Source organism: Thermobispora bispora DSM 43833 (assembly GCF_000092645.1).
GTDB classification, from domain to species: domain Bacteria; phylum Actinomycetota; class Actinomycetes; order Streptosporangiales; family Streptosporangiaceae; genus Thermobispora; species Thermobispora bispora.
This window is the reverse complement of sequence record NC_014165.1, coordinates 2073367-2094211: the sequence shown is the minus strand read 5'-3', so window position 1 is coordinate 2094211 and position 20845 is coordinate 2073367. Positions and strand designations below refer to the sequence as shown.

Sequence of the window (20845 nt, the reverse complement as noted above, 5' to 3'; positions counted from 1 at the left end):
GTGAGATTTTCGCAATCTCCACTTCATGGTACGGAATTGAGCGCTTTCCGTGTAAACCGCGTAGGGGGTCGTTGCAGGACGTCTGTTGCGTAGCAATCGGTGTTCTTATTCGTTTTCTTGAGTTGTGATTGCCGGTGGTTGGCGTGGTGTGAGAATCTGCTGGCCCGTGGCGGCGGATACGGCAACCGAATTGGAGCTGGCTTTCACCCGGGTGGTACGGCTGGGCCGGGAGTACGCGGGGGTGCTGGATTCCCCGTACCGGTGCCTGATCGCCAAGGCGTGGGTGGGCGGCGGGGCACCGGTTTTCGCCGAGGAGCTGCGGGTGCGGCGGGCCCGGGTGCAGGCCGCCTTCCAGGAGGCGGCCGCTCAGATCGCCGAGCAGATCCACCGCCAGGGCGGGCGCCGCCCGGCGGTCCCCACGTTCGCCACTCCGGCCGCGGTGGTATCCCCTGCGCCGTCGGGGTTTGCGGGGATGGACATCCCGGCGATGCAGCGGTTGATTGCGGGGTTGGAGCGGGCGGGGCAGGAGCTGCGGCATGCCGGGGCCCGGGTCGGGGCCGAACTACGCGCGTCGGGCCTGCCGGCCGCCCCGGGGCATCAGATCTCCGGGGTGGGGGTGTGGGCGCACGAGCAGGTGCCCGGCCTGCGCCGGCGGTTGGAGCTGATCCAGCGGGACTGCCCCGGTGGGTTGACCACCCCGGTGATGACCGGGTTCGGGCTGTTCGGCGGATATGCCCCCGACCGGCACGGGGTGGGCGCGCTGCTGGATGCCGCCGCTACCGGGGATGTGGTGGCGCTGCAGCGGTTGGTGGAGCTGCAGCGAACGGGCGCGGATCGTCAGCTGGCGGCCCGGGTGAACGCCTGGTGGCAGTCCCTCGGCGCCGCCGAACGGCAGCGGTTGCTCACCGGCGCCCCGCATCTCCTCGGCCGGTTGGACGGTCTTCCCGCCATGGTGCGCGATCAGGCAAATCGCGCCTATCTGGCCCAGGAGAAACAGGCCGTCACCGCCGAGCTGGCCCGGCTGCGCCAAAGCGCCCAGGCGGCGGAAGCCCGGGTCAAAGAACTGGAAGGGCGGTTGCGCCAGATCACCGCCGTGGAACGCGCCCTGGCCCTCGGCGGGCGAGACGGCCGCCCACCGGCCCTGTTGCTGCTGTTCGACCCTTCCGGCCCGGGGAAGGCCGCCATCTCCTTCGGTAACCCCGACCGGGCCACCTCGATCGTGGTGTCCGTACCGGGCACCGGTACCACCCTAGAAGGGATCGATGGCGACGCCGAGCGCGCAGCGGTGTTGTGGGAGCATGCGTGGGCGTCTGCTCCAGATGCTCAGATCGCTTCTATTGCTTGGCTCGGATATGAGGCGCCGCAATGGGGATCGATCTTCAGCAGTGATCGCAGCCCGGCCAACCTTGGCGCGGCCGAGAAGGGTGCGCCCGCGCTGGCGAGTTTCATCGACGGCCTGCGCGCCGCTCACCAGCCCGCCACGGACGCCCGGCTGACGGTAATCGGGCACAGCTACGGTTCAACGCTCACCGGGCTGGCCGCCAAGCTCCGCCCGCATGATTTCGCCGACCAGCTCATCTTCCTTGGCAGCCCTGGTGTGGGTGCCCGGCATGTCAGTGAATTGGGAGTGAAGTCGGTGTGGGTCGGGGAGGCGCCGGATGACCCGGTAGCAGACCTCGGGGTGTACGGTGCTGACCCCAGCAGCACGAAATTCGGTGCTAAGAACTTTTACGTGCGACCGGCCAGCATTCTTCCTTACTCCCTCAAGGCTCATTCCAGCTACTGGGATCGCGGATCGCCATCTATACGGAATCTAGCTTTTCTAGTCAACGGCCAGTATGATCAGCTGATCCCATTTCCTCAACTCGATCCGACTATGAATCCTTTTCCTATACTCTTGCAGCAACCAGCCGGGGGATGAATGCTTCGCAGTGTCGTCGTGATCGCTTTAATGGTTATGACTGCAGGCTGCATGCGAGGGCATATGGAGCCGACCATTACCAAAGACGAGGCGCTCGCCCGTGTAGAAGAGCTGATCAATGACACGGTCGCCAATATTGACCCGAAGCCTCGGCTTGATGTCGATCCAACTACTTTGAAGCTCTATCCCTGTATACGGCCTCCCGGCCAAGGTCTCGATGACCGTATCTACATCGCTCGTGCATACTATTTGCGTGGCATTCCCAAAGACAAAATCGCGGAAGTCGCGCAGCAAGTGAGGGTGTACTGGGAACAGCAGGGCCACGTTATCGAAGGAGTGTCCAAGAATGGACTGAATATCGCCGCGCGTTCCAGGCCCGATGACTTCATTCTTTCCCTGTCGTGGACGGCTGGTGACGTTCTCATGATCGGGGCGACCTCTCATTGCATCTGGCCGAACGGGACGCCGGAGCCGAGCCGGTCGCCTGATCCGGGCGAACCGTGACCATGGGGCGAGCGGATCAACGCTCACTGGGCTGGCCGCCAAGCTTCACCCGCGCGACTTCGCAGACCAGCTCATCTTCCCTGGCAGCCCTGGTGTGCTCAATCATCCTGATCGCCATGCTTGTCGCAGTGACCACTAGCTGCACTGCAGGACAAATCGAGCCGACCATGACAAAAGACGAGGCGCTCGCCCGTGTAGAAGAGCTGATCAACGACACGGTTGCCGTCATCGAGCCGAGGCCGCGGCTTGACGTCGACCCAACCACCCTGACCCCTTACCGCTGTATCGGGTTCGTCGGGGATGACTGGGACGGCCGCATATACATCAGCCGAGCCTATTGGCTGCGCGGTATCCCTAGAGACAAAGATAAACTCGCGGATATCGCTAGGCGGGTAAGGCTTCATTGGGAGCAGCGTGGCTATCGGATCGAAGGAACATCGAAAGACGGCATAAACATCGCAGCGCGTTCCATGCCCGGTGACTTCGTCCTCGCGCTATCCAGGACGGCCGGTGACGTCCTCGGCATCGAGGTTTCCTCCCCTTGCATCTGGCCCAACGGAACTCCTGAGCCCAACCCTTCCTCCAACCCCTAGATAACCTCTACATATATCCATCACCCGCTTGGTCTGCCGGGTACGGCACATCCAGTGTGTGGCTGCCACTCGGCATTTCACACTGGTAGCGCAAGGACACAACTTTTCATGGCGCTTCAGCGCCACACTGCGGACCTGTCGCGGGGGTTATCTCCGGTGCCGTCACTGCACCCCTCACATATACCGAGAAACTGCACCATCGGCGCGGCCTTTGCTGGGGAATGAGAATCAGCTAAGACGACCTAGCGCCAGAGCCAATAGCAACCAGCCGGGGGATGAATGCTTCGCATTATCGCCGTGATCGCTTTAACGGTCATGACCGCAGGCTGCACGGGAGGACGTGTGGAGCCGACCATGACAAAAGACGAGGCGCTCGCCCGTGTGGAGGAGCTGATCAACGATACGGTCGCCATCATCGAGCCGAGGCCGCGGCTTGACGTCGACCCAACCACCCTGACCCCTTACCGCTGTATCGGGTTCGTCGGGGATGACTGGGACGGCCGCATATACATCAGCCGAGCCTATTGGCTGCGTGGTATCCCCAGGGATAAGACGAAACTGCTTGAAATTTCCCAAAAGGTGAGACGTCATTGGCAACAACAGGGACACGTCATCGAAGGGATTTCCAAAGACGGAATGAATATCGCCGCGCGTTCCCGGCCTGATGGTTTCATCCTCTCTCTGTCCTGGACGGCCGGCGACGTCCTTGGCATCGGGGCGACGTCCCCTTGTATTTGGCCTCATGGGACACCTGAGCCTTCCCCGTCCTCCGAACTCGACGTTCGTGTCGCACATTGAGGATCAAGAGAGCCGGACTCCTGGCCAAGAGGCATGTCACCGCGCTCGCATGATGGCCTGGAACGGTGCTGGGTCGGTCGCCGGCTGCGGCCGGGTGCGCGCCTGGCGGCTCAGCACGCTTGATCATGATCAGTTCACATGCGCGCAGAGCCGGCACACAACGGCAAGATCACATGGCCAGGGGGAGAGGCCGCCTCTAGGTCGTGCTGACCCTGCCCATGTCTTCACTTGGCTCGGGAGGCCTCTGGAGCGCTGCCGGTGGTTCACCGGCCAAAGCGCCGCGCCCTGATCGCATGCTCATAACGATTGATCGCATGATTTTTCGGTTTCGCCGGGACGGGCACCCCTGTGGCGGCTCGCGAAGCCTGTAGGAGCTGCAGGAACTTGGTATTTCTCGTGATCGGGGCATGGTTGACATCTGAGCTGAGCTCGGTAGTTTGCTGCGCAGTCCAGCACGGGACTGACCGGTTGGCCGTTTCCTGGCGTCGCCGGGGCCTGCGTCCGTGACGGAGAGTGACTCCGTGCGCACTGCCAGGCGCAGCCCGGTGGTCCGCCGGAACGGGGTGCCCAACCGGCGGGGGTTGGACCCGGGAGGGGTCCGGATACCCAGTAGACAACGGAGCCCCGAGCTCGCCGCCCGCGGGACGGATCCGGTCCGAAGGGCCGTCCGGGCCCCCCTTCTCACGGCTCCTGAGACGGATGCCACCGCATCCGGGTGAGCTCCCGCACGGGCACGCCCCCCACGGCCGCGGAGCCGTCCGCGCAGGCCGGCGTGGGCGAGAGCCGTACCGGCCGTAGAGTGGCATCCGCCCGGCACCCCCGTGGCCCGCCCGCGCGCGGCGGTCCGGGTGTGCCGGCACCGGCAGACTCACAAGGAGAGATCAGTCCCGTGGCAGTGAATGCGACGGCCGCGCCGCCCGCTCCGGTGGCCGTTGCGAAGCGGATCCCCGGCGCACTGGGCCGTGTCGCCGTCTCCGCGGCCGGCGGCCTGCTGCTGTTCTTCGCCTTCCCGCCCACCGGGTGGTGGTTCTGCGCCCCCATCGGCGTCGCCCTGCTCACCGTCGCGCTGTACGGCGCCCGGCCGCGCCGGGCGGCCTGGATCGGGTACGGCGGGGCCCTCGCCTTTCTCATCCCGGCGCTCTCCTGGCTGCGCCCGATCGGGAACGACGTCTGGTTCGTCGTCGCGGCCGTGGAGGGCCTGTTCTGGCTGGCTCAGTCGATCGCCGTGGCGCTGGTGACGCGGCTGCGCCGCTGGCCGGTGTGGGTGGCCTGCCTGTGGGTCGTGCAGGAGTGGCTGCGCGGCCGGATCCCGTTCGGCGGCTTCCCGTGGGTGCGCCTCGCGTTCAGCCAGGGCGAATCCCCCTACACCCAGTTCGCGGCCCTGGCCGGTGCGCCGTTTGTAACTTTCATGGTTGCTTTGACCGGAACCCTGCTATCTGCTCTGGTCATCCGGCTGGCAACCCGGCGACGATGGGATGGGGCCATTGCCGGAACGCTCGCCGCCGCGATAGCCGTACCGGTGATGGGTCTACTGGTGCCCCGGCCCGTCGACGAAGGCAGGACCGTGCGGATCGGTGTCGTTCAGGGAAACGTGCCCGGCCGGGGGATGAACTTCCTCGGCGACGAGCCGGCCGTCGTGCTGCGCAACCACGCCGATGCCACGCACCGGCTGGCGCAGGAGGTGCGCGCCGGCAGGCTGCCGCGCCCGGACCTGGTGGTCTGGCCGGAGAACTCCACCGACATCGACCCCTACCGCAACGAGTTCGCCCGGCGGCTGATCGACGAGGCGGCGAAGGACGTCGGCGTGCCGATCCTCGTCGGCGCCGTGGTGAACATCGGGACCGAGCACCGGGCGACCCGCGGGCTGGTATGGGATCCGGTCACCGGACCCGGGGCCTATTACGACAAGCGGAAACTGGTCCCCTTCGGCGAGTACACGCCGCTGCAGGACCTGATGCTCGCGATCTCGTCCCGTGCCCGGCTCGTCGGGAGGCAGTCGATCGCCGGCGACACGCCCGGCGCACTGCCAATGGGCCCGGTGACGGTGGGGACGGTGGAATGCTACGAGGTAGCGTTCGACGGCGTGGTCCGCGACACGGTGAACGCCGGCGGTAGCCCGTTGGTGGTGCAGACCAACAACGCCACCTACGCGCTCACCGTGCTGCCGCCGCAGCAGCTGGCCATGTCCCAGCTGCGGGCCGTCGAGCACAACCGGGCCGTGGTCACGGCCGCGACCACGGGGATCTCCGCGTACGTGCACCCCGACGGGCGGGTGCTGTGGCGGACCGGAGAGCTCGTCTCCGCGGTGAACGTCGTGCAGGTCCCGGTGCGTACGGCGACGACGCTGGCCACGAGGGTGGGTGCGCTGCCCGAGTGGGTTCTGATACTGATGGGAGCCGGTGCCACGGCGTCGGCGGGCTACAGGGCACGGAGGAAGAACTGATGGAACGGAGTCTCGGGCGGGTGCTCGTGATCGTTCCGACGTACAACGAGCGCGACAACCTACCGATGATCGCTCGTCGGCTGCGTGCGGCGGTACCCGAGGCCCACCTGCTCGTCGCCGATGACAACAGCCCGGACGGCACGGGTGAGATCGCGGACGAGCTCGCCGCCCAGGACGACCACATCCACGTGCTCCACCGCCCGGGCAAGCAAGGGCTCGGCGCCGCGTACATCGCGGGCTTCCGCTGGGGCCTCGCCGAGGGCTTCGACGTCCTCGTGGAGATGGACGCCGACGGATCCCACCGGCCGGAGGAGCTGCCCAAGCTGCTCGACGCGGTGGCGAACGGCGCCGACCTCGCGATCGGCTCCCGGTGGGTGCCGGGCGGCAAGGTGGTGAACTGGCCGCTCTCGCGCGAGCTGCTCTCCCGCGGCGCCAACACCTACGTGCGATTCATGCTCGGCCTCCCGGTGCGCGACTCGACGGCCGGCTTCCGGGCGTACCGGGCGGCGACGCTGGAGAAGATCGGCCTGGACGACGTCCAGTCCCAGGGCTACTGCTTCCAGGTGGACCTCACGCTCCGCACCGTGCGGAGCGGCCTCCGGGTGACCGAGGTCCCCATCACGTTCGTCGACCGCACCATCGGCTCGAGCAAGATGAGCCGGGACATCGTGATGGAGGCCCTGTGGCGGGTGACCGCGTGGGGCGTGCGCGGTCTCCCCGCCCGGCTGCGCGGCAAGCGGCGTTAGCCCGGAACCGGGAACGGCGGCGGGTACGTTGTCCATAACGGGCCCGGCTTGGGCCCGGTGGTCCGGTCCGCCCTCCCGTGATTGAGATCCGACATGCTGCGCGTCTGGCTGTTGCTCGCCTTCCTCGTCGTCCCGGTACTGGAGATCTGGTTCCTCATCCGGCTCGGCCAGGTGATCGGCGGATGGCCGACCATCGGCCTGCTGATCGCCGGCAGCGTCCTCGGCGCCTGGCTGGTACGCCGCGAGGGAAGGCGGGCGTGGACGGCCCTGCAGAACGCCATCCGATCCGGGCGCATGCCAGACCGTGAGCTGGCCGACGGCGCGCTGATCGTCGCCGGCGGCACCCTGCTGCTCGCCCCGGGCCTGCTCACCGACATCGTCGGGTACTTCATGATCCTGCCCGTGACCCGGCCGATCGCGCGGCAGTGGCTGACCTGGTTCTTCACCCGGCGGCTGGCGCGCCGGGCGTACGGCCCGCCGCTCGGCGGCCCGATCTTCCCGGGCGCCGGGCCCGCGGCCGGTGACCCCGCGTGGCCCGGTGGGCGGCCGCGCAGGGTCGTGCCGGGCACGGTGATCGAGGACGACCCCGGATCCCCGGACCGCTGACGCGGGGTTCCGGCCGGTATCGCACGCCGCGGGTCGTGCCGGTGGCGGCGTTCCCGTCGCCGGGTACGCGGACGCCCGCCTGGGCCGGGGCGGCACCGGCGGCGAGCGGGCCGGAAGGAATGAGGCCGGGCGGGCCGGCCGGGAATGCGGCGCCGGCTCGGGTGCGCGGAGCCGCGTGGGCGGCGTCGCGAGCGCCTCACGGCGAACCCGCTCCATCACAGGAAGCCGACGGCACGAGCGTCCCCGAAGGACGCCGGCGTCATGAAAAGGGACTTCGGTGTCATGAAAAACGTCCCCGGTGGTCACGGCCACCGGGGACGTTTCGGCTGATACGCGTTGACCGCCCGGTCCTCACCCTGGCCTGTGCCGGTCCGCCACACTGCCCGGCCGCCGGCCGTCGGACCCGCATGGGACCCTGGCGTACGGGCTACGCGCTCTTCCGGCGCTGCTCCCTGAGGATGGCGAGACGCTCATTGAGCACCTCTTCCAGCTCCTCGATGGTGCGCCGTTCGAGCAGCATGTCCCAGTGAGTCCGCTGCGGCTTGGTCTTCTTCGGCGGGGGCAACTCGGCGTCCGCGCGGACCCCGGTACCACCGCAGCGCCGGCACTCCCAGGTGGCCGGAACCTCGGCCTCCGCGGCGAACGGCACGACCGTCCGATGGCCCTTCGGGCACGTGTACTCCACCTCCTGGCGCGGCGCCAGGTCGGTGTTCCGGTCGTTCTCGTAGCTGGTCGCACCGAGCCGGGTACCGCGAAGTGCACGCTCGCCCATGTTCTCAAGCCTCCTGAGGTCCCCGCGCGTAGAGGGGTATGTCGCCACCGCGTTCAACGCCTGCCACCGTCTCTCGATTCCCAGGGAAGGCGTGATCCAATCCCATCGATCGGTGTCCGATGCCGATGAAACGCGGGCCGGGGCGGGGATTCCGGCGACCGGGAGGCCGCGTGCTCAGGTGAGCGCGTTCACCCCGGTGAGATCACGGCCGATGATCAGCTTCTGGATCTGGCTGGTGCCCTCGTAGAGGGTGAGCACCCGCGCGTCCCTGAGGTACTTCCCGGCCGGGTACTCGTCGATGTACCCGTAGCCGCCGAAGACCTGGAGGCAGTTGTTGGCGACGCGCACCGCCATCTCACTGGCGAAGTACTTGGCGATCGAGGCGTCCGTGGCGTACTCCTTGGGCGTGGCGCCGGCGTCCACCATCCGCGCGACCTGATGGGTGAGGGCGCGCGCCGCCTTGATCTCGGCGGCGGAGTCGGCGAGCAGCTCCTGCACGAGCTGGAACGACGCGATCGGCCGGCCGAACTGCGTCCGCTCGGTGGCGTACCGCACCGCGGCGTCGAGCGCGCCCTGGGCGAGGCCTACCGCGCCCGCGGCCACGGAGATCCGGCCCCGGGAGAGCGTGCCGAGCGCGATGCCGAGCCCGCGGTCCACCTCGCCGAGCCGGGCGGAGTCCGGGACGCGCACCTCGTCGAAGGTGAGCTCGGCCGTGGCCTGGCCGCGCAGCCCGAGCTTGCCGTGGATCTCGGTGGTGCGGAAGCCCGGCGTGTCGGTCGGCACCAGGAACGCGGTGATCCCCTTCTCGCTGGTGCGGGCGAAGGTGAGCGCGAGGTCGGCCCAGGTGCCGTTGGTGATGAACATCTTCGCGCCGTTGATCACCCAGTCGCCGCCGTCCCGGACCGCGCGGGTGGAGACGGAGGCGGCGTCCGACCCGGTCCCCGGCTCGGTGAGGGCGAAGCACCCGAGCGCCTCACCGCTGGTCAGGCGGGGCAGCCACTCCCGCTTCTGCTCCTCGGTGCCGTGCGCGGCGATCGTCTTGGCCACCAGCCCGAGGGTGACGGAGACGATCCCCCGCACCGCGGAGTCGCCCCGGCCGAGCTCCTCGGTGACGAGCACGTACGAGAGCATGTCCGCCTCGACACCCCCGTACTCCTCGGGCAGGGTGAGGCCGAGGAAGCCGAGCTCGCCGAGGCGTTTGACGATCGCCCGGTCCACCTGCTCGCGCCGGTCCCACTCCCGGGCGTGGGGGATGATCTCTTTGTCGACGAACTCGGCGGCCAACCGCCTGAAGCCGCGCTGGGTCTCGGTGAGCCCGAAGTCGTTCGAGAGCATCGGCTGGTCTCCCTTGGTCGTGGACGGTGATCTCACGCAGCGGCCGGGCCGGGCGTGCCGCGGCACCGGCGTCGGTCGTCAGGCACGCCGTGGGTCCCCGCGAGGGGACCGGTGCGGCGCTCAGCGGGCGGGGTGGGCGCTCCTGCGGGCCGGGGGACGCGGCGCCGGGCGGGTGGGGCGTGGGCGCCGTGGCGGGATCGCACCCATGGTCGTGCTCCTCCGGAAGATCGGCGAATGGGGGGATCCGGTCCACGGTGCCAGGGACCATTGATTGCTGTCCAATACCGAATCGGGATCGAATTAAGATCGAGGACTTATGGATTCCCGGGTGGGTGTGGACGGGAGCAGCGATGGAGATCCGCCATCTCACCGCGTTCGTCGCGGTGGCCGAGGAGCTGCACTTCGGCCGGGCGGCGCGGCGCCTGCAGATGGCCCAGCCGCCGCTGAGCCAGCAGATCCGCCAGCTGGAACGGGAGCTCGGCGTCCAGCTCTTCGAGCGCAACACCCGCTCGGTGCGGCTCACCAGCGCGGGCGAGGCGTTCCTCGGGCCGGCGCGCAAGGTGCTGGAGGACCTCGACCTCGCGGCGCGCGCGGCCCGGGCGGCCGGGCGGGGCGAGTACGGGCGCGTCACGATCGGGTTCGCCGGCGCGTCGAGCCACAACACCCTGCCGCTGCTCACCCGGGCGGTGCGGGCCGCGCACCCGGGGATCGAGCTCGTGCTGCTCGGGCAGACCTACGCCAACGTCGCCCTGGCGAAGGTCGCGGAGGGCAGCCTCGACCTGGGGTTCGTCCGCCTGCCGGTCACCACGCCCGGGATCGAGACCAGAGTGATCGGCGAGGAGGAGCTCGTCTGCGCGCTGCCCGCCGACCACCCGCTCGCCGGGTGCGACCGGATCGACCTCGCCGATCTCGCGGGTGAGCCGTTCGTCAGCTTCCCGGCGAACGCCGGCTCGAGCCTGCGCGACGCCACGGTGAAGGCGTGCGTGAACGCGGGGTTCCACCCGCGGATCGTGCAGGAGGCGCCGGACTCCTACACGATCCTCGCGCTGGTGGCCGCCGGGGTCGGGGTGACGCTCACGCTCTCCTCGTGCCTGCACGTCCAGCAGACCGGCCTGGTCTACCGCCGGCTCGCCGGTCCGGGCATCCGGCTCCAGGCGGCGCTGGCGTGGCGGTCCGATAACCCCTCTGCCGCGCTGCGGGCCGTGCTGGCGGTCGCGGAGCAGGCCCTGCCGACCCCGCGACCGGCCACCGATTGATTCGGTTCCGGTCTTGATCTGATGTCGAATAGGTATTGGACGCCATAAGTCGCCCGGTGGCATGGTCGGCCTTGTCCGTATGGCCTGACGAAAGGATCACATGCCTAATAAGTCCGACATCGTGATTTGTGAGCCGCTGCGCACGCCCATCGGGCGGTTCGGTGGCGTGTTCGCGACCATGCGCCCGGCCCAGCTCGCCGCGCTGGTGATCGCCGAGGTGGTCAAGCGCACCGGCATCTCCCCGGACGCGGTCGACGAGGTGATCCTCGGCCACGGCTACCCCAGCTCGGAGGCGCCCGCCATCGGCCGGGTCGCCGCGCTGGACGCGGGCCTGCCGGAGACGGTGGGCGGGGTGCAGATCGACCGCCGCTGCGGCTCCGGGCTTCAGGCAGTGCTCGACGCGGCCATGCAGATCAAGGCCGGGTTCAGCTCGATCGTGATCGCGGGCGGCGTGGAGGTGATGAGCGCCGCCCCGTACTACACGCACGAGGGCAGGTGGGGGATCACCTCGCCGAGCCTCCAGCTCCACGACTCCCTCGCCCGCGGCCGGGTCACCGCCGGCGGCGTGCACCACCCGATCCCCGGCGGCATGATCGAGACGGCCGAGAACCTGCGCCGGGCGTACGGGATCTCCCGCGAGGAGCAGGACGCGCTCGCGCTCCGGTCCCACCAGCGCGCCTGCCGGGCGATGGCCGCCGGGCTGTTCGACGAGGAGATCGTCCCGGTCACCGTGCGCACCCGCAAGGGCGAGACGGTCGTCACCACCGACGAGCACCCCCGGCCGGACACCACGCTGGAGAAGCTGGCCCGGCTGCGCCCCATCATGATCGACGTCGACCCGGAGGCGACGGTCACCGCGGGGAACGCGAGCGGGCAGAACGACGCCGCGGCCGCCTGCCTCGTCACCACGTACGGCACGGCCGAACGGCTCGGCCTGCGCCCGCTGGTGCGGCTGGTCTCGTTCGCCCGGGCGGGCGTGGCGCCGGAGACCATGGGCATCGGCCCGGTGCCCGCGACCCGCGCCGCGCTCGAGCGCGCCGGGCTGTCCCTCGCCGACATGGACCTCATCGAGCTGAACGAGGCGTTCGCCGTCCAGGTGATCGCCTGCCTCCGGGAGCTCGGTCTCGGTGAGGCGGACCACGAGCGGATCAACGTCAACGGGTCCGGGATCTCCCTGGGCCACCCGATCGGGGCGACCGGGGCGCGCATCCTCACCACGCTGGCGCGGGAGATGCAGCGGCGGGAGGCCCGGTACGGGCTGGAGACCATGTGCATCGGCGGAGGCCAGGGGCTCGCCGCGGTGTTCGAGCGCGTCCCGGCGTGAGCGGGCGGGTCTCCCCGGGCCGCGTCCGCCAGGCCCCCTGGCCGCGTCCGCCGGGCCGCGGAACGCCCCGCGCACCCCGGAACGCCCCGCGCACCCCGCCCATCCGCCCGCATCGGCCCGTGGGCCCGCACCCTCCGCCACCGTGAGTCCGGTGCGGCGAGCGCGGCCGCCGGCGCGGCGGCGCACCCCTCCGCCCGGATGCGCAGACCGGGCGGCCCGGCTCCACCGCGCAAGTGCTCGTGAGGTCATCCCGGCGAAGCAGCGGGCAGGCCACCGGGGCCGCCCGCCGAACCCGGCCCGGGCCCGGCCGCCGGCGCACCCGCCACCAGCGCGGCGCACCGGAACGGGCCGCTCAGATGTGCTCGGGGACCTCGTTGCCGGCCTCGCGGATGGCCCGGGGCATGTTGAGGGCGAGGAGCAGCACGAACCCGAGCGCGAAGAACACGATGAGCGACAGGATGGCCAGGCGGTAGCTGTCCGTGAGCTGCAGGGCGAGGGTGAGCACGAGCGAGCCGAGGAAGGCCGATCCCTTGTCGCTGATCTGGTAGAGGCTGAAGTACTCGGCCTCCTTGCCCTTCGGGATGACGAGGGAGTACAGCGACCGGGAGAGCGCCTGGGTGCCGCCGAGCACGAGGGCGATGAAGAACGCGAGCACGTAGAACTGGATGGCCGCGCCCGCCTGCAGGAAGTAGGCGGAGCTCACCACCGCGATCCAGATCACGAGGCTCGCCAGCACGGTGCGCTTCGTCCCCAGCCGGGCGGCGAGCCACCCGAGGGCGAGCGCGCCGAAGAACGCGACGAACTGCACCATGAGGATCGCGGAGATCTGCGTGCTCTTGCCCAGGCCGAGTTCGTGCTCGGCGTAGGTGGCGGAGAAGCTGATGATCGTCTGGATGCCGTCGTTGTAGACGAGGTAGGCGGCGAGGAAGAGCAGGGTCCGCGGGAAGCGGCGCAGCTCGGCGATGGTACGGCCGAGCTGGCGCAGGCTCCCTCCGATGGCCTGCGCGGCGGTGGGGTACCCGCCGTCGGGCCGGCGGTCGCGGAGCCGGAGCATGGGCAGGATCGTGAACAGCGCCCACCACAGGCCGGCCGAGGAGAGGCTGATCCGGACCGCGAGCCCTTCGTCGACCTGGCCGCTCAGGTAGAGGGCGAGGTTGAGCGCGAGGAGCAGGCCGCCGCCGAGGTAGCCGAACCCCCACCCCCGGCTGGAGACGGCGTCGCGGTCGTCCGGAGCGGCGATCTGCGGCAGGAAGGCGTCGTAGACGACCCGGGCCGCCCCGAACGCGACGTTGGCGACGAGGAAGAGCACGCCCCCGAGCAGGTAGCGGTCGCCGGAGACGAAGTAGAACCCGATGGTGGCGAACGCCCCTAAGTAGGCGAGGACGCCGAGCAGCCCGCGTTTGCGGCCGGTGTGGTCGGCGAGGGCGCCGATGATCGGCATGATCACGATCTGGAGCAGCACCGAGATCGTGACCATGGTGGTGAAGTACGCCTTCGGCCGCAGCTCCAGCCCGAGGAAGGAGACGAAGCCGTCCGCCCCGCCGGCGGCGGTGGTCGCCACCGCGGTGAGGTACGGCCCGAGAAAGACGGTGAGGACGGTCGTGCTGAACGCCGAGTCCGCCCAGTCGTACCAGTACCAGCCGCGCTGCTCGCGGCGGTCGTAGGTGAGCTCCTCGTCGCTGACCCGGGGGGTGGTCATTGGCGCGTTCTCCTATCAGGCGCTCGCCTTACGGGTGCCCTGCCGTTCCCCGGCGTGCCACTGCCCGCGTGCCCGGAGCAGTTCGCGCAGGCCGGTGATGTTGTCGGTCATGATGCCGTCGACCCCCAGGTCGAGCAGCCGCTCCATGGTCGCGGGGTCGTCGACGGTCCAGGCGTGCACCTGCATGCCGAGGGCGTGGGCCGTGCGGATGAAGGACCGCGTGATGATCGGGAAGCCACGGAACCCGGCGGGCACCTGGGCGCAGGGGATGCCCTGGCGGGCGAGCCCGGCGAGCAGCCTGCCGTACCCGTTCCCCAAGGAGGCGGCGCGCAGCGCGAGGACCCCGCGCGGGCCGAGCGCGGTGCAGATCTCCCGCCCCACGGCCTTGCGCGCCTGCTCCAGCCGCCGGTCGGAGAACGAGCAGATGCAGACCCGGTCGTGCGCGCGGGTGCGCTGGATCGCCCGGGCGAGGGGCAGGATCGCCCAGCTCTCCTTGACGTCGATGTTGAACCGGACGTCCGGCCAGGTGCCGAGCAGGTCCTCGATCAACGGGATCTCGTGCTTGCCGCCGATCCGGGCCTTGCGCACCTCCCGGTAGGGGAGCTCGGCGATCCGGCCGGTCCGGTCGGTGACCCGGTCGAGGGTGTGGTCGTGGAAGGCGAGGAGAACCCCGTCCGCGGTCGCGTGGGCGTCGGTCTCCAGGTAGGAGTAGCCGAGCTTGATGGCCCGCTCGAACGCGCTCATGGTGTTCTCGTGGCCCTCCGCCGCGCCACCCCGGTGGGCGAAGGCGATCGGCCCGGGATGATCGAGGAACGCGAAACGGCGATGCACGAGGTGAGAGTATGCCGATTCCCGCATCAAGCGGGAATGCGATCAAGTGAACATTTGGGTCACGGGTGGTCCAATGACCGCCATTCCTGACGCCTCGCCTCGGCCATCGCGATCGCGGCGGCGACCGCCACGTTGACCGAGCCGACCCGGCCGACCTGCGGGATGTAGACCACGGAGTCGGCCGCCTCGAGCGCGGCGGGGGAGACGCCGTGCTCCTCCGCGCCGAGCAGCAGGCAGACGTCCCCGTCGAGGTCGGCCTCGTAGATCGGCACGGCGTCGCCGGTGATCTCGACCGCGACGATCCGGTACCCGTCCTCCCGCATCGCCGCGATCGCCTGGGTGACCGGCACCGGCGCGTGCCACTCGACGAGCCGGTCCGTGCCCAGGGCGGTCTTCTGGGCCTTGGGGTGGGTGGGCGGCGTCGCGTTCCCGGCCAGGCGGATGGCCGCCACCCCGAACGCGGCCGCGGTGCGGAACACCGACCCGACGTTGAACGGGCCGGTCACCGACTCGAGGATCAGCCCGAGGCGGTTGTGGGTACGGCAGCGCCAGGAGCGGTTGAGCCGCTTGACGTCGGTGGGCCGAAGCTGCCGGCGCGCCGGGGCGGTCTTCATCGATCCCCTCCTCCCTCCCGGGCGGCCACCCGCAGCACCCGGTAGCCGGTGCGCGAGGCGAGCCGCGTCGTGGCCCAGCCCTGGTCGTTCAGCCAGCGGTGCAGCGAGTCCGCGCCGAGGTGCCGCTGCACGACGAGGTAGGCCACCCCATCCGGGGTGAGCTGGTCCAGCCACCGGGTGAGCAGCGCGTGCAGGGCCGCCTTGCCGATCCGGATCGGCGGGTTGGACCAGATGCCGGTGAACCGGACGTCGCCCGGCATCTCATCGGCATGCATTGTCCTTACATTGTAAAGGCAGGCGCGTTGGGCGTTCCGCGCACACAGCTCCAGCGACCGGCGATTCACATCGACGGCCCACACCGTCGCACCCGGCGCCCGCATGGCCAGCGTCAACGCGATCGACCCGTACCCGCAGCCGAGGTCGAGCAGGTTCCCCTCGGGCGGCGGGGGCGGGGCGGTCTCCAGCAGCACCCGGGTGCCCGGATCGATCCGGCCGGGGGAGAACATCCCCCGGTCGGTCTCCAGCCGCAGGTGCAGGTCGGGCAGGACGAGGGTGACCGTCCCGGGCCGGCTCGCCGCCTGCGGGTGCTCCTCGAAGTAGTGGGCCACGCGCCCAAACGTACCAACGCGCGGCGCGGGCCGGTGACCCCGTCCACGGTCCTGTGGAAACCGTACGGCCGGCACGCGTCCACAAGGCCGCGCCAGGCGGCGCATGTCCACAGGTCAGGGGAGGCGGGTGCCGAAGGCCAGGGCCGACACGGCGAGGAGCAGCCCGGCCACGCACGCGGCGAGCACGAACCGCTGGGTGATCTCCTGGTGCTCGATCGTGTAGCCCAGGGAGGTGCCGATCTGCTGGTAAACCTCGCGCAGCTCGCTCGCGGACTCGGCGGTGTACGCCCGGCCGCCCGTGCCCTCCGACAGCTCCTGCAGCGCGGCCTTGTTCACCGGGACCTGCACCGGCCGGTTGTCGATCATCACGTACCCGTCCGGCGTGCCGTACGCGATCGTCGAGACCGGCACCTTGGCGTTCGCCGCCGCCTCGATCGCCTCGCTCACCGGGCGGCCCGAGGTGTTGTCCCCGTCGGAGAGGAGCACGATCGCGGCCGGCGGCGGGTCGGTGGCCGCCTCCCGGTCGAACGACCGGATCGAGTCGAGCGCGTTGAACACCGCCTCCCCGATCGAGGTGCCGGGGCGGGTGGTCAGCCCCGCGATCGCGTTGGTCACCGCCGCGTGATCGGTGGTGGGGGAGATGACCACCGCCGCCGTCCGGGCGAAGGCCACCACCCCGACGTTGAACCGCTCGGGGAGGTCCCGCACGAACTGCTGGGCGGCCTCCTTCGCCGCGATGAGCCGGTTCGGCGCCACGTCCCGGGCCTCCATCGACAGCGACACGTCCACCGCGATGATGATCGTCGCCCGGTCTCGGGGCACCCGCACCTCCCCGGCCGGCCGGGCGGCCCCCACGATCAGCAGGCTCATCATCACCAGGAAGAGCGCGGCCGGGACGTGCCGCCGCCACTCCGGGCGCTCCGGCGCGACCAGCGACAGCAGCGCCAGGTTGGTGAACCGCACGGTGTAGCGGCGGCGCGCGAACTGGGCCGCCACGTAGGCGGCGCACAGCAGCGCGAGCGGGACGAACAGCCAGAGCCACCCGGGTGAGAGAAAGGTCATCCCGCCACCCCCCTCGCGGCGGCCGAGCGGCGCAGCACGTGCGAGGCGCGCCGCTGCCGCAGCACGAACCGCGCGATGTCGGCCACCCAGTCCCGATCGGTCCGCAGCACCAGGTGCCCGGCGCCGGCTCGGCGCAGCGCCGCCCGGTTCGCCTCCCGCTGCGCGGCCGCCGCCTCCGCGTACGCCGCGCGCAGCCGCCGGGTCAGCCGCACGTCCCGGGACCGGCCGGTCTCCGGGTCGGTGAACGTCACCAGGCCCACGTCGGGCAGCTCCAGCTCGCGCGGGTCGATCACCTCCACGGCGAGCACCTGCTGCCGGGCGCTCAGCCGGCGCAGCGGCCGCTCCCACGCCCCGGGCGGCTCGAGGAAATCCGAGACGATCACCCGCAGGCCGCGCCGGGGGTGCGCGGCGGAGAGCATGTCGATCGCCGGGCCGAGCTCGGCCGTCCCGCCCGACGGCGGCACGGACATCAGCGAGTGGAGCAGCCCGTAGAGCGCGGCCCGGCCCGGCCGCGCCGCGTAGCGGTGGACCGCCCCGCCGTACAGCACGTACGCGCCGAAGCGGTCGCCGACCCGGGCCGTGAGGATGCCGAGCGCGCCCACCGCGGCGATCACCAGGTCGCGCTTGGCGAGCTCGGCGGTGCCGAAGTCCATGCTCGCGGTGAGGTCCACCAGCGCCCAGGTCTCCAGCTCCCGGTCGGCGATGAGGTCGCGGACGTGCGGCTCGGAGGTGCGCGCGGTCACCGCCCAGTCCATCCGGCGCACGTCGTCCTCGCCCGGCACGTACACCCGCACGTCCCCGGGTTCGCTCCCCGGTCCCGGGATCAGCCCTTGGTGGCGGCCGTGCAGCAGCCCGTCGAGCCGGCGGAGCACGGTGAGCTCCAGCCGTCGCAGCGCCCGCTCCGGCGTCCGCTCCCGGGTGAGCGGCCCCACCCGGCCCTCCGCCGGCCTCACCGCGCGTCCTGGTTCCACACCGCCAGCGGGGGCGGTACGGCCTGCAGGATCCGGTGCACCACGGCCGCGGGGTCGACATCGTCGGCGAGCGCGTCGAAGGTGAGCATCAGCCGGTGGGCCATCACGTCGACCGCCACGTCCCGCACGTCGTCGGGGAGCAGATAGTCACGGCCCCGCAGCAGCGCGAGGGCCCGCCCCGCGGCGATCAGGCCGAGCGTCGCCCGCGGGCTCACCCCGATCTCGATCACGTCCTCCAGGTCGGGCATGCCGAACTCGGCAGGCCGGCGCGTCGCCATGACCAGCCGCACCACGTAGTCGGCGACGAGCCGGTGGACCGACACCTGGTCGGCCATCTCCTGCAGCCGCAGCAGCCGCTCCGGGTCGAGCACCCGCCGGGGCACCGGCGGCCGGACGCTCATCCGCTGCAGGATCTCCAGCTCCTCCTCGGCGGTGGGGTGGTCCACCCGCACCTTGAACAGGAACCGGTCCCGCTGCACCTCGGGCAGCGGGTACACCCCCTCGGACTCGATCGGGTTCTGCGTGGCGAGCACGATGAACGGGCGCGGCAGCGGGAACGTCCGCCCGGCGAGCGTGACCTGCCGCTCCGCCATCACCTCCAGCAGCGCCGACTGCACCTTCGCCGGGGCGCGGTTGATCTCGTCCGCGAGCAGGAAGTTGACGAAGACCGGGCCGAGCTCGATGTCGAACCGCTCGGAGCTCGGGTAGAAGACGCGGGTGCCGACGATGTCGCTCGGCACCAGGTCGGGGGTGAACTGCACGCGGGCGAACGTCCCGCCCACCACCGTCGCCAGGGTCGACGCGGCGAGGGTCTTGGCCACCCCCGGCACCCCTTCCAGCAGGCAGTGGCCGCGGGCGAGCAGCGCCACCAGGAGCCGCTCGACCATGTGCTCCTGGCCCACGATCACCCGCCGGACCTCGGCCAGCACCTCGCGCAGCAGGTGCGTGTCGGGCGTCTGGGCCCGCGCGCAGCGCGCGTCCTCCAGCCCGGGCTCACCGGGTTCATCGGCAACGGTCATGCGCGTTATTCAATCGTGACTCTGCGGGAGAATCCACTTCTCTCCGATTTGCCCACCGGCACAGGTGCCGACACCGGCGGTGACGTTGTGTTTTGATGAGGGGCATGCTCACACCCTTGCAGTACGGCGACCCGCCCCGCCTGGGGCCGTTCGTACTGCGGGCACGGCTCCGGTCCGAGCCGGCCGGCCTGGTCTACCTGGGGGAGGCGCCCGACGGCCGGGAGGTCGCCGTGGCCGTGCTCAACACCGGTGCCGCGCGCGACCCGGCGGCCCGGGGCCGGTTCGTCGCCGCGCTGCGGGAGGCGGCCCGGATCCAGCGCGGCGGGCCGCTGGGCTGGGGCACCGCGCTCGCCGGCCGGCTCCGCGGCCGTCCGGCCGCCGCCTGCCCCGAGATCCTCGCGATGGACGACGGCGACGCGCCCTGGGTGGCCGTGCCGTACCTGCCCGGCGAACCCGGGGCCGAGCGGTTCCTCGAGCAGGTGGTGGTGTCGGGCATGCTGACCGGGGAGCGGACCGGGCCCGACTTCGTGCCCTACTGGACCGGCCACCCGCTGCCCGCCCTGCCGGCGCCGCCGCCCCCGCCGCCGCCCCCGGTCGCGACCCAGCGGGCCGTGCTCCTCGCCTCCGCGCTGCTCACCGCGCTCGTGGCCGTGCTCATCCTGCTGCTGTGGCTCATGTTCCGCACCGACGGCGAGCCGCCACCGCCCCGGCCGCTGCCCGCCACGAACTTCGTGCCGACCCCGCCGCCCCAGCCGGCGAGCCCCGAGCCGGGAGAGCGGTCCCCCAGCCCCAGCCCGTCGCAGGACGGCTCGGCGAGCCCCACCCCGGTGCCCGGGGAGTCCGAGGAGGAGGGCGCGCCGATCTGACCGCCGCGGCCGGCCGGCGCCACCCGGGATGCCGGTAATCTCGGGGCGGTCGATCGCGAGGGAGGGGCGTGCCAGGTGGAGGCCGGCGAGCTGATCCTGCTGCTGGCGGCCGCGCTCGCCGCGGGCTGGGTGGACGCCGTCGTCGGCGGGGGCGGGCTGCTGCAGCTCCCCGTGCTGCTCCTCGCGGGCCTCACCCCGGTGCAGGCGCTCGCGACGAACAAGTCGGCCGCGATCTTCGGCACGGCCTCGGCCGCCGTGACCTACGCGCGGCGGATCAAGCTCGACCGCGGGGTCGCCGTGCCGGCCGGGCTGCTCGCCGTGGCCTTCGCCGGGCTGGGCGCGGCGTCGGCGGCCATGCTCGACCCGGACCTGCTCCGGCCGCTGGTCCTGGCCGCGCTGCTCGGGGTGGCGGCGTTCGTGACCCTGCGGCCGTCGCTCGGCCGGCTGCCCCACCCGCACCTGCGCACCGCCCGCCGGGTGGCCGCGGCCGTGGCCGTCGCCGGCATGGCGATCGCCTTCTACGACGGCATTCTCGGGCCGGGGACCGGCACCTTCCTGATCATCGCGTTCGCCGCGATCCTCGGCATGGACTTCGTGCGCGCCTCGGCGACGGCCAAGGTCATCAACGTCGGCACCAACCTCGGGGCGCTGCTCGTCTTCGGCGCGCAAGGGCACGTGCTGTGGCCCCTCGGGCTCGCCATGGCCGTGTGCAACATCGCCGGAGCCCAGCTCGGGGCGCGGATGGCGCTCCGCCGCGGGGCCGGGTTCGTCCGGGTGATCATGCTGTGCGTGGTCGCCGCCCTGGTGGCCCGGCTCGGCTACGACCAGTTCGCCGGCTGACCCGCGCGCGGTCCGCCGGCCGGCCGGCGGACCGCCA

At 71.1% G+C, this 20845-nt stretch carries 20 protein-coding genes; 11 read left to right on the top strand and 9 right to left on the bottom strand.

Annotated features, from left to right (window positions below):
• Positions 1 to 166 precede the first annotated feature (166 nt).
• From TBIS_RS08985 to TBIS_RS08970, 7 genes are all read left to right on the top strand, one after another.
• Positions 167 to 1921: an alpha/beta hydrolase gene (locus TBIS_RS08985; protein ID WP_242384332.1), complete on the top strand. Its 1755-nt coding sequence runs from the start codon at positions 167 to 169 to the stop codon at positions 1919 to 1921.
• Positions 1922 to 2425, top strand: a complete 504-nt coding sequence (locus tag TBIS_RS18635; RefSeq protein WP_013132056.1) for a hypothetical protein — start codon at positions 1922 to 1924, stop codon at positions 2423 to 2425.
• A 116-nt stretch (positions 2426 to 2541) separates the two neighbouring features.
• Positions 2542 to 3018 carry a hypothetical protein gene (locus TBIS_RS18630; RefSeq protein ID WP_242384331.1) on the top strand — a complete coding sequence of 159 codons (477 nt, stop codon included), beginning with the start codon at positions 2542 to 2544 and terminating at the stop codon, positions 3016 to 3018.
• A 279-nt stretch (positions 3019 to 3297) separates the two neighbouring features.
• A complete protein-coding gene (locus tag TBIS_RS18625; RefSeq protein WP_204251910.1) occupies positions 3298 to 3816 on the top strand; it encodes a hypothetical protein in 519 nt (172 codons plus the stop codon).
• Positions 3817 to 4705: 889 nt separating this feature from the next.
• Positions 4706 to 6259, top strand: coding sequence for an apolipoprotein N-acyltransferase (lnt, locus tag TBIS_RS08980; RefSeq protein ID WP_013132053.1), 1554 nt, complete (start codon positions 4706 to 4708; stop codon positions 6257 to 6259).
• Positions 6259 to 7005 carry a polyprenol monophosphomannose synthase gene (locus tag TBIS_RS08975; protein WP_013132052.1) on the top strand — a complete coding sequence of 249 codons (747 nt, stop codon included), beginning with the start codon at positions 6259 to 6261 and terminating at the stop codon, positions 7003 to 7005. The genes lnt and TBIS_RS08975 overlap by 1 nt, the downstream gene beginning before the upstream one ends.
• 93 nt (positions 7006 to 7098) lie before the next feature.
• The gene (locus TBIS_RS08970; protein ID WP_013132051.1) at positions 7099 to 7611 is read left to right on the top strand and encodes an FxsA family protein; all 513 of its coding nucleotides are present in this window, start codon (positions 7099 to 7101) and stop codon (positions 7609 to 7611) included.
• 427 nt (positions 7612 to 8038) lie between these two features.
• Here TBIS_RS08970 and TBIS_RS08965 read toward each other — a convergent pair whose 3' ends face one another.
• Complete coding sequence (locus TBIS_RS08965) at positions 8039 to 8383, bottom strand: RNA polymerase-binding protein RbpA (RefSeq protein ID WP_013132050.1); 345 nt, start codon at positions 8381 to 8383, stop codon at positions 8039 to 8041.
• 174 nt (positions 8384 to 8557) lie between these two features.
• The gene (locus tag TBIS_RS08960; protein WP_013132049.1) at positions 8558 to 9718 is read right to left on the bottom strand and encodes an acyl-CoA dehydrogenase family protein; all 1161 of its coding nucleotides are present in this window, start codon (positions 9716 to 9718) and stop codon (positions 8558 to 8560) included.
• Positions 9719 to 10068: 350 nt separating this feature from the next.
• Between TBIS_RS08960 and TBIS_RS08955 the strand changes: the two genes are divergently transcribed.
• Both TBIS_RS08955 and TBIS_RS08950 read left to right on the top strand, forming a co-directional pair.
• Positions 10069 to 10974, top strand: coding sequence for a LysR family transcriptional regulator (locus TBIS_RS08955; protein WP_013132048.1), 906 nt, complete (start codon positions 10069 to 10071; stop codon positions 10972 to 10974).
• Positions 10975 to 11074: 100 nt separating this feature from the next.
• Complete coding sequence (locus tag TBIS_RS08950) at positions 11075 to 12298, top strand: acetyl-CoA C-acetyltransferase (RefSeq protein ID WP_013132047.1); 1224 nt, start codon at positions 11075 to 11077, stop codon at positions 12296 to 12298.
• A 352-nt stretch (positions 12299 to 12650) separates the two neighbouring features.
• Here TBIS_RS08950 and TBIS_RS08945 read toward each other — a convergent pair whose 3' ends face one another.
• The 7 genes from TBIS_RS08945 to TBIS_RS08915 form a co-directional block, all read right to left on the bottom strand.
• Positions 12651 to 13997 (bottom strand): MFS transporter, encoded by a 1347-nt coding sequence (locus tag TBIS_RS08945; RefSeq protein ID WP_013132046.1) that lies wholly within the window; start codon positions 13995 to 13997, stop codon positions 12651 to 12653.
• A gap of 15 nt (positions 13998 to 14012) precedes the next feature.
• Positions 14013 to 14855 carry a glycerophosphodiester phosphodiesterase family protein gene (locus TBIS_RS08940; protein ID WP_013132045.1) on the bottom strand — a complete coding sequence of 281 codons (843 nt, stop codon included), beginning with the start codon at positions 14853 to 14855 and terminating at the stop codon, positions 14013 to 14015.
• Positions 14856 to 14887: 32 nt separating this feature from the next.
• Positions 14888 to 15442: a TrmH family RNA methyltransferase gene (locus tag TBIS_RS08935; protein WP_013132044.1), complete on the bottom strand. Its 555-nt coding sequence runs from the start codon at positions 15440 to 15442 to the stop codon at positions 14888 to 14890.
• Positions 15439 to 16050: a class I SAM-dependent methyltransferase gene (locus TBIS_RS08930; protein WP_013132043.1), complete on the bottom strand. Its 612-nt coding sequence runs from the start codon at positions 16048 to 16050 to the stop codon at positions 15439 to 15441. Before TBIS_RS08930 ends, TBIS_RS08935 begins: the two co-directional genes overlap by 4 nt.
• A gap of 114 nt (positions 16051 to 16164) precedes the next feature.
• Complete coding sequence (locus TBIS_RS08925; protein ID WP_013132042.1) at positions 16165 to 17112, bottom strand: VWA domain-containing protein; 948 nt, start codon at positions 17110 to 17112, stop codon at positions 16165 to 16167.
• Positions 17109 to 18065 (bottom strand): DUF58 domain-containing protein, encoded by a 957-nt coding sequence (locus TBIS_RS08920; RefSeq protein ID WP_050760479.1) that lies wholly within the window; start codon positions 18063 to 18065, stop codon positions 17109 to 17111. Before TBIS_RS08920 ends, TBIS_RS08925 begins: the two co-directional genes overlap by 4 nt.
• Complete coding sequence (locus TBIS_RS08915) at positions 18062 to 19102, bottom strand: AAA family ATPase (RefSeq protein ID WP_013132040.1); 1041 nt, start codon at positions 19100 to 19102, stop codon at positions 18062 to 18064. Before TBIS_RS08915 ends, TBIS_RS08920 begins: the two co-directional genes overlap by 4 nt.
• A gap of 104 nt (positions 19103 to 19206) precedes the next feature.
• Between TBIS_RS08915 and TBIS_RS08910 the strand changes: the two genes are divergently transcribed.
• Together TBIS_RS08910 and TBIS_RS08905 are read left to right on the top strand one after the other, a co-directional pair.
• Positions 19207 to 19968 (top strand): hypothetical protein, encoded by a 762-nt coding sequence (locus TBIS_RS08910; RefSeq protein WP_241019630.1) that lies wholly within the window; start codon positions 19207 to 19209, stop codon positions 19966 to 19968.
• 75 nt (positions 19969 to 20043) lie between these two features.
• Positions 20044 to 20808, top strand: coding sequence for a sulfite exporter TauE/SafE family protein (locus tag TBIS_RS08905; protein ID WP_013132038.1), 765 nt, complete (start codon positions 20044 to 20046; stop codon positions 20806 to 20808).
• The last annotated feature ends 37 nt before the right edge of the window (positions 20809 to 20845 follow it).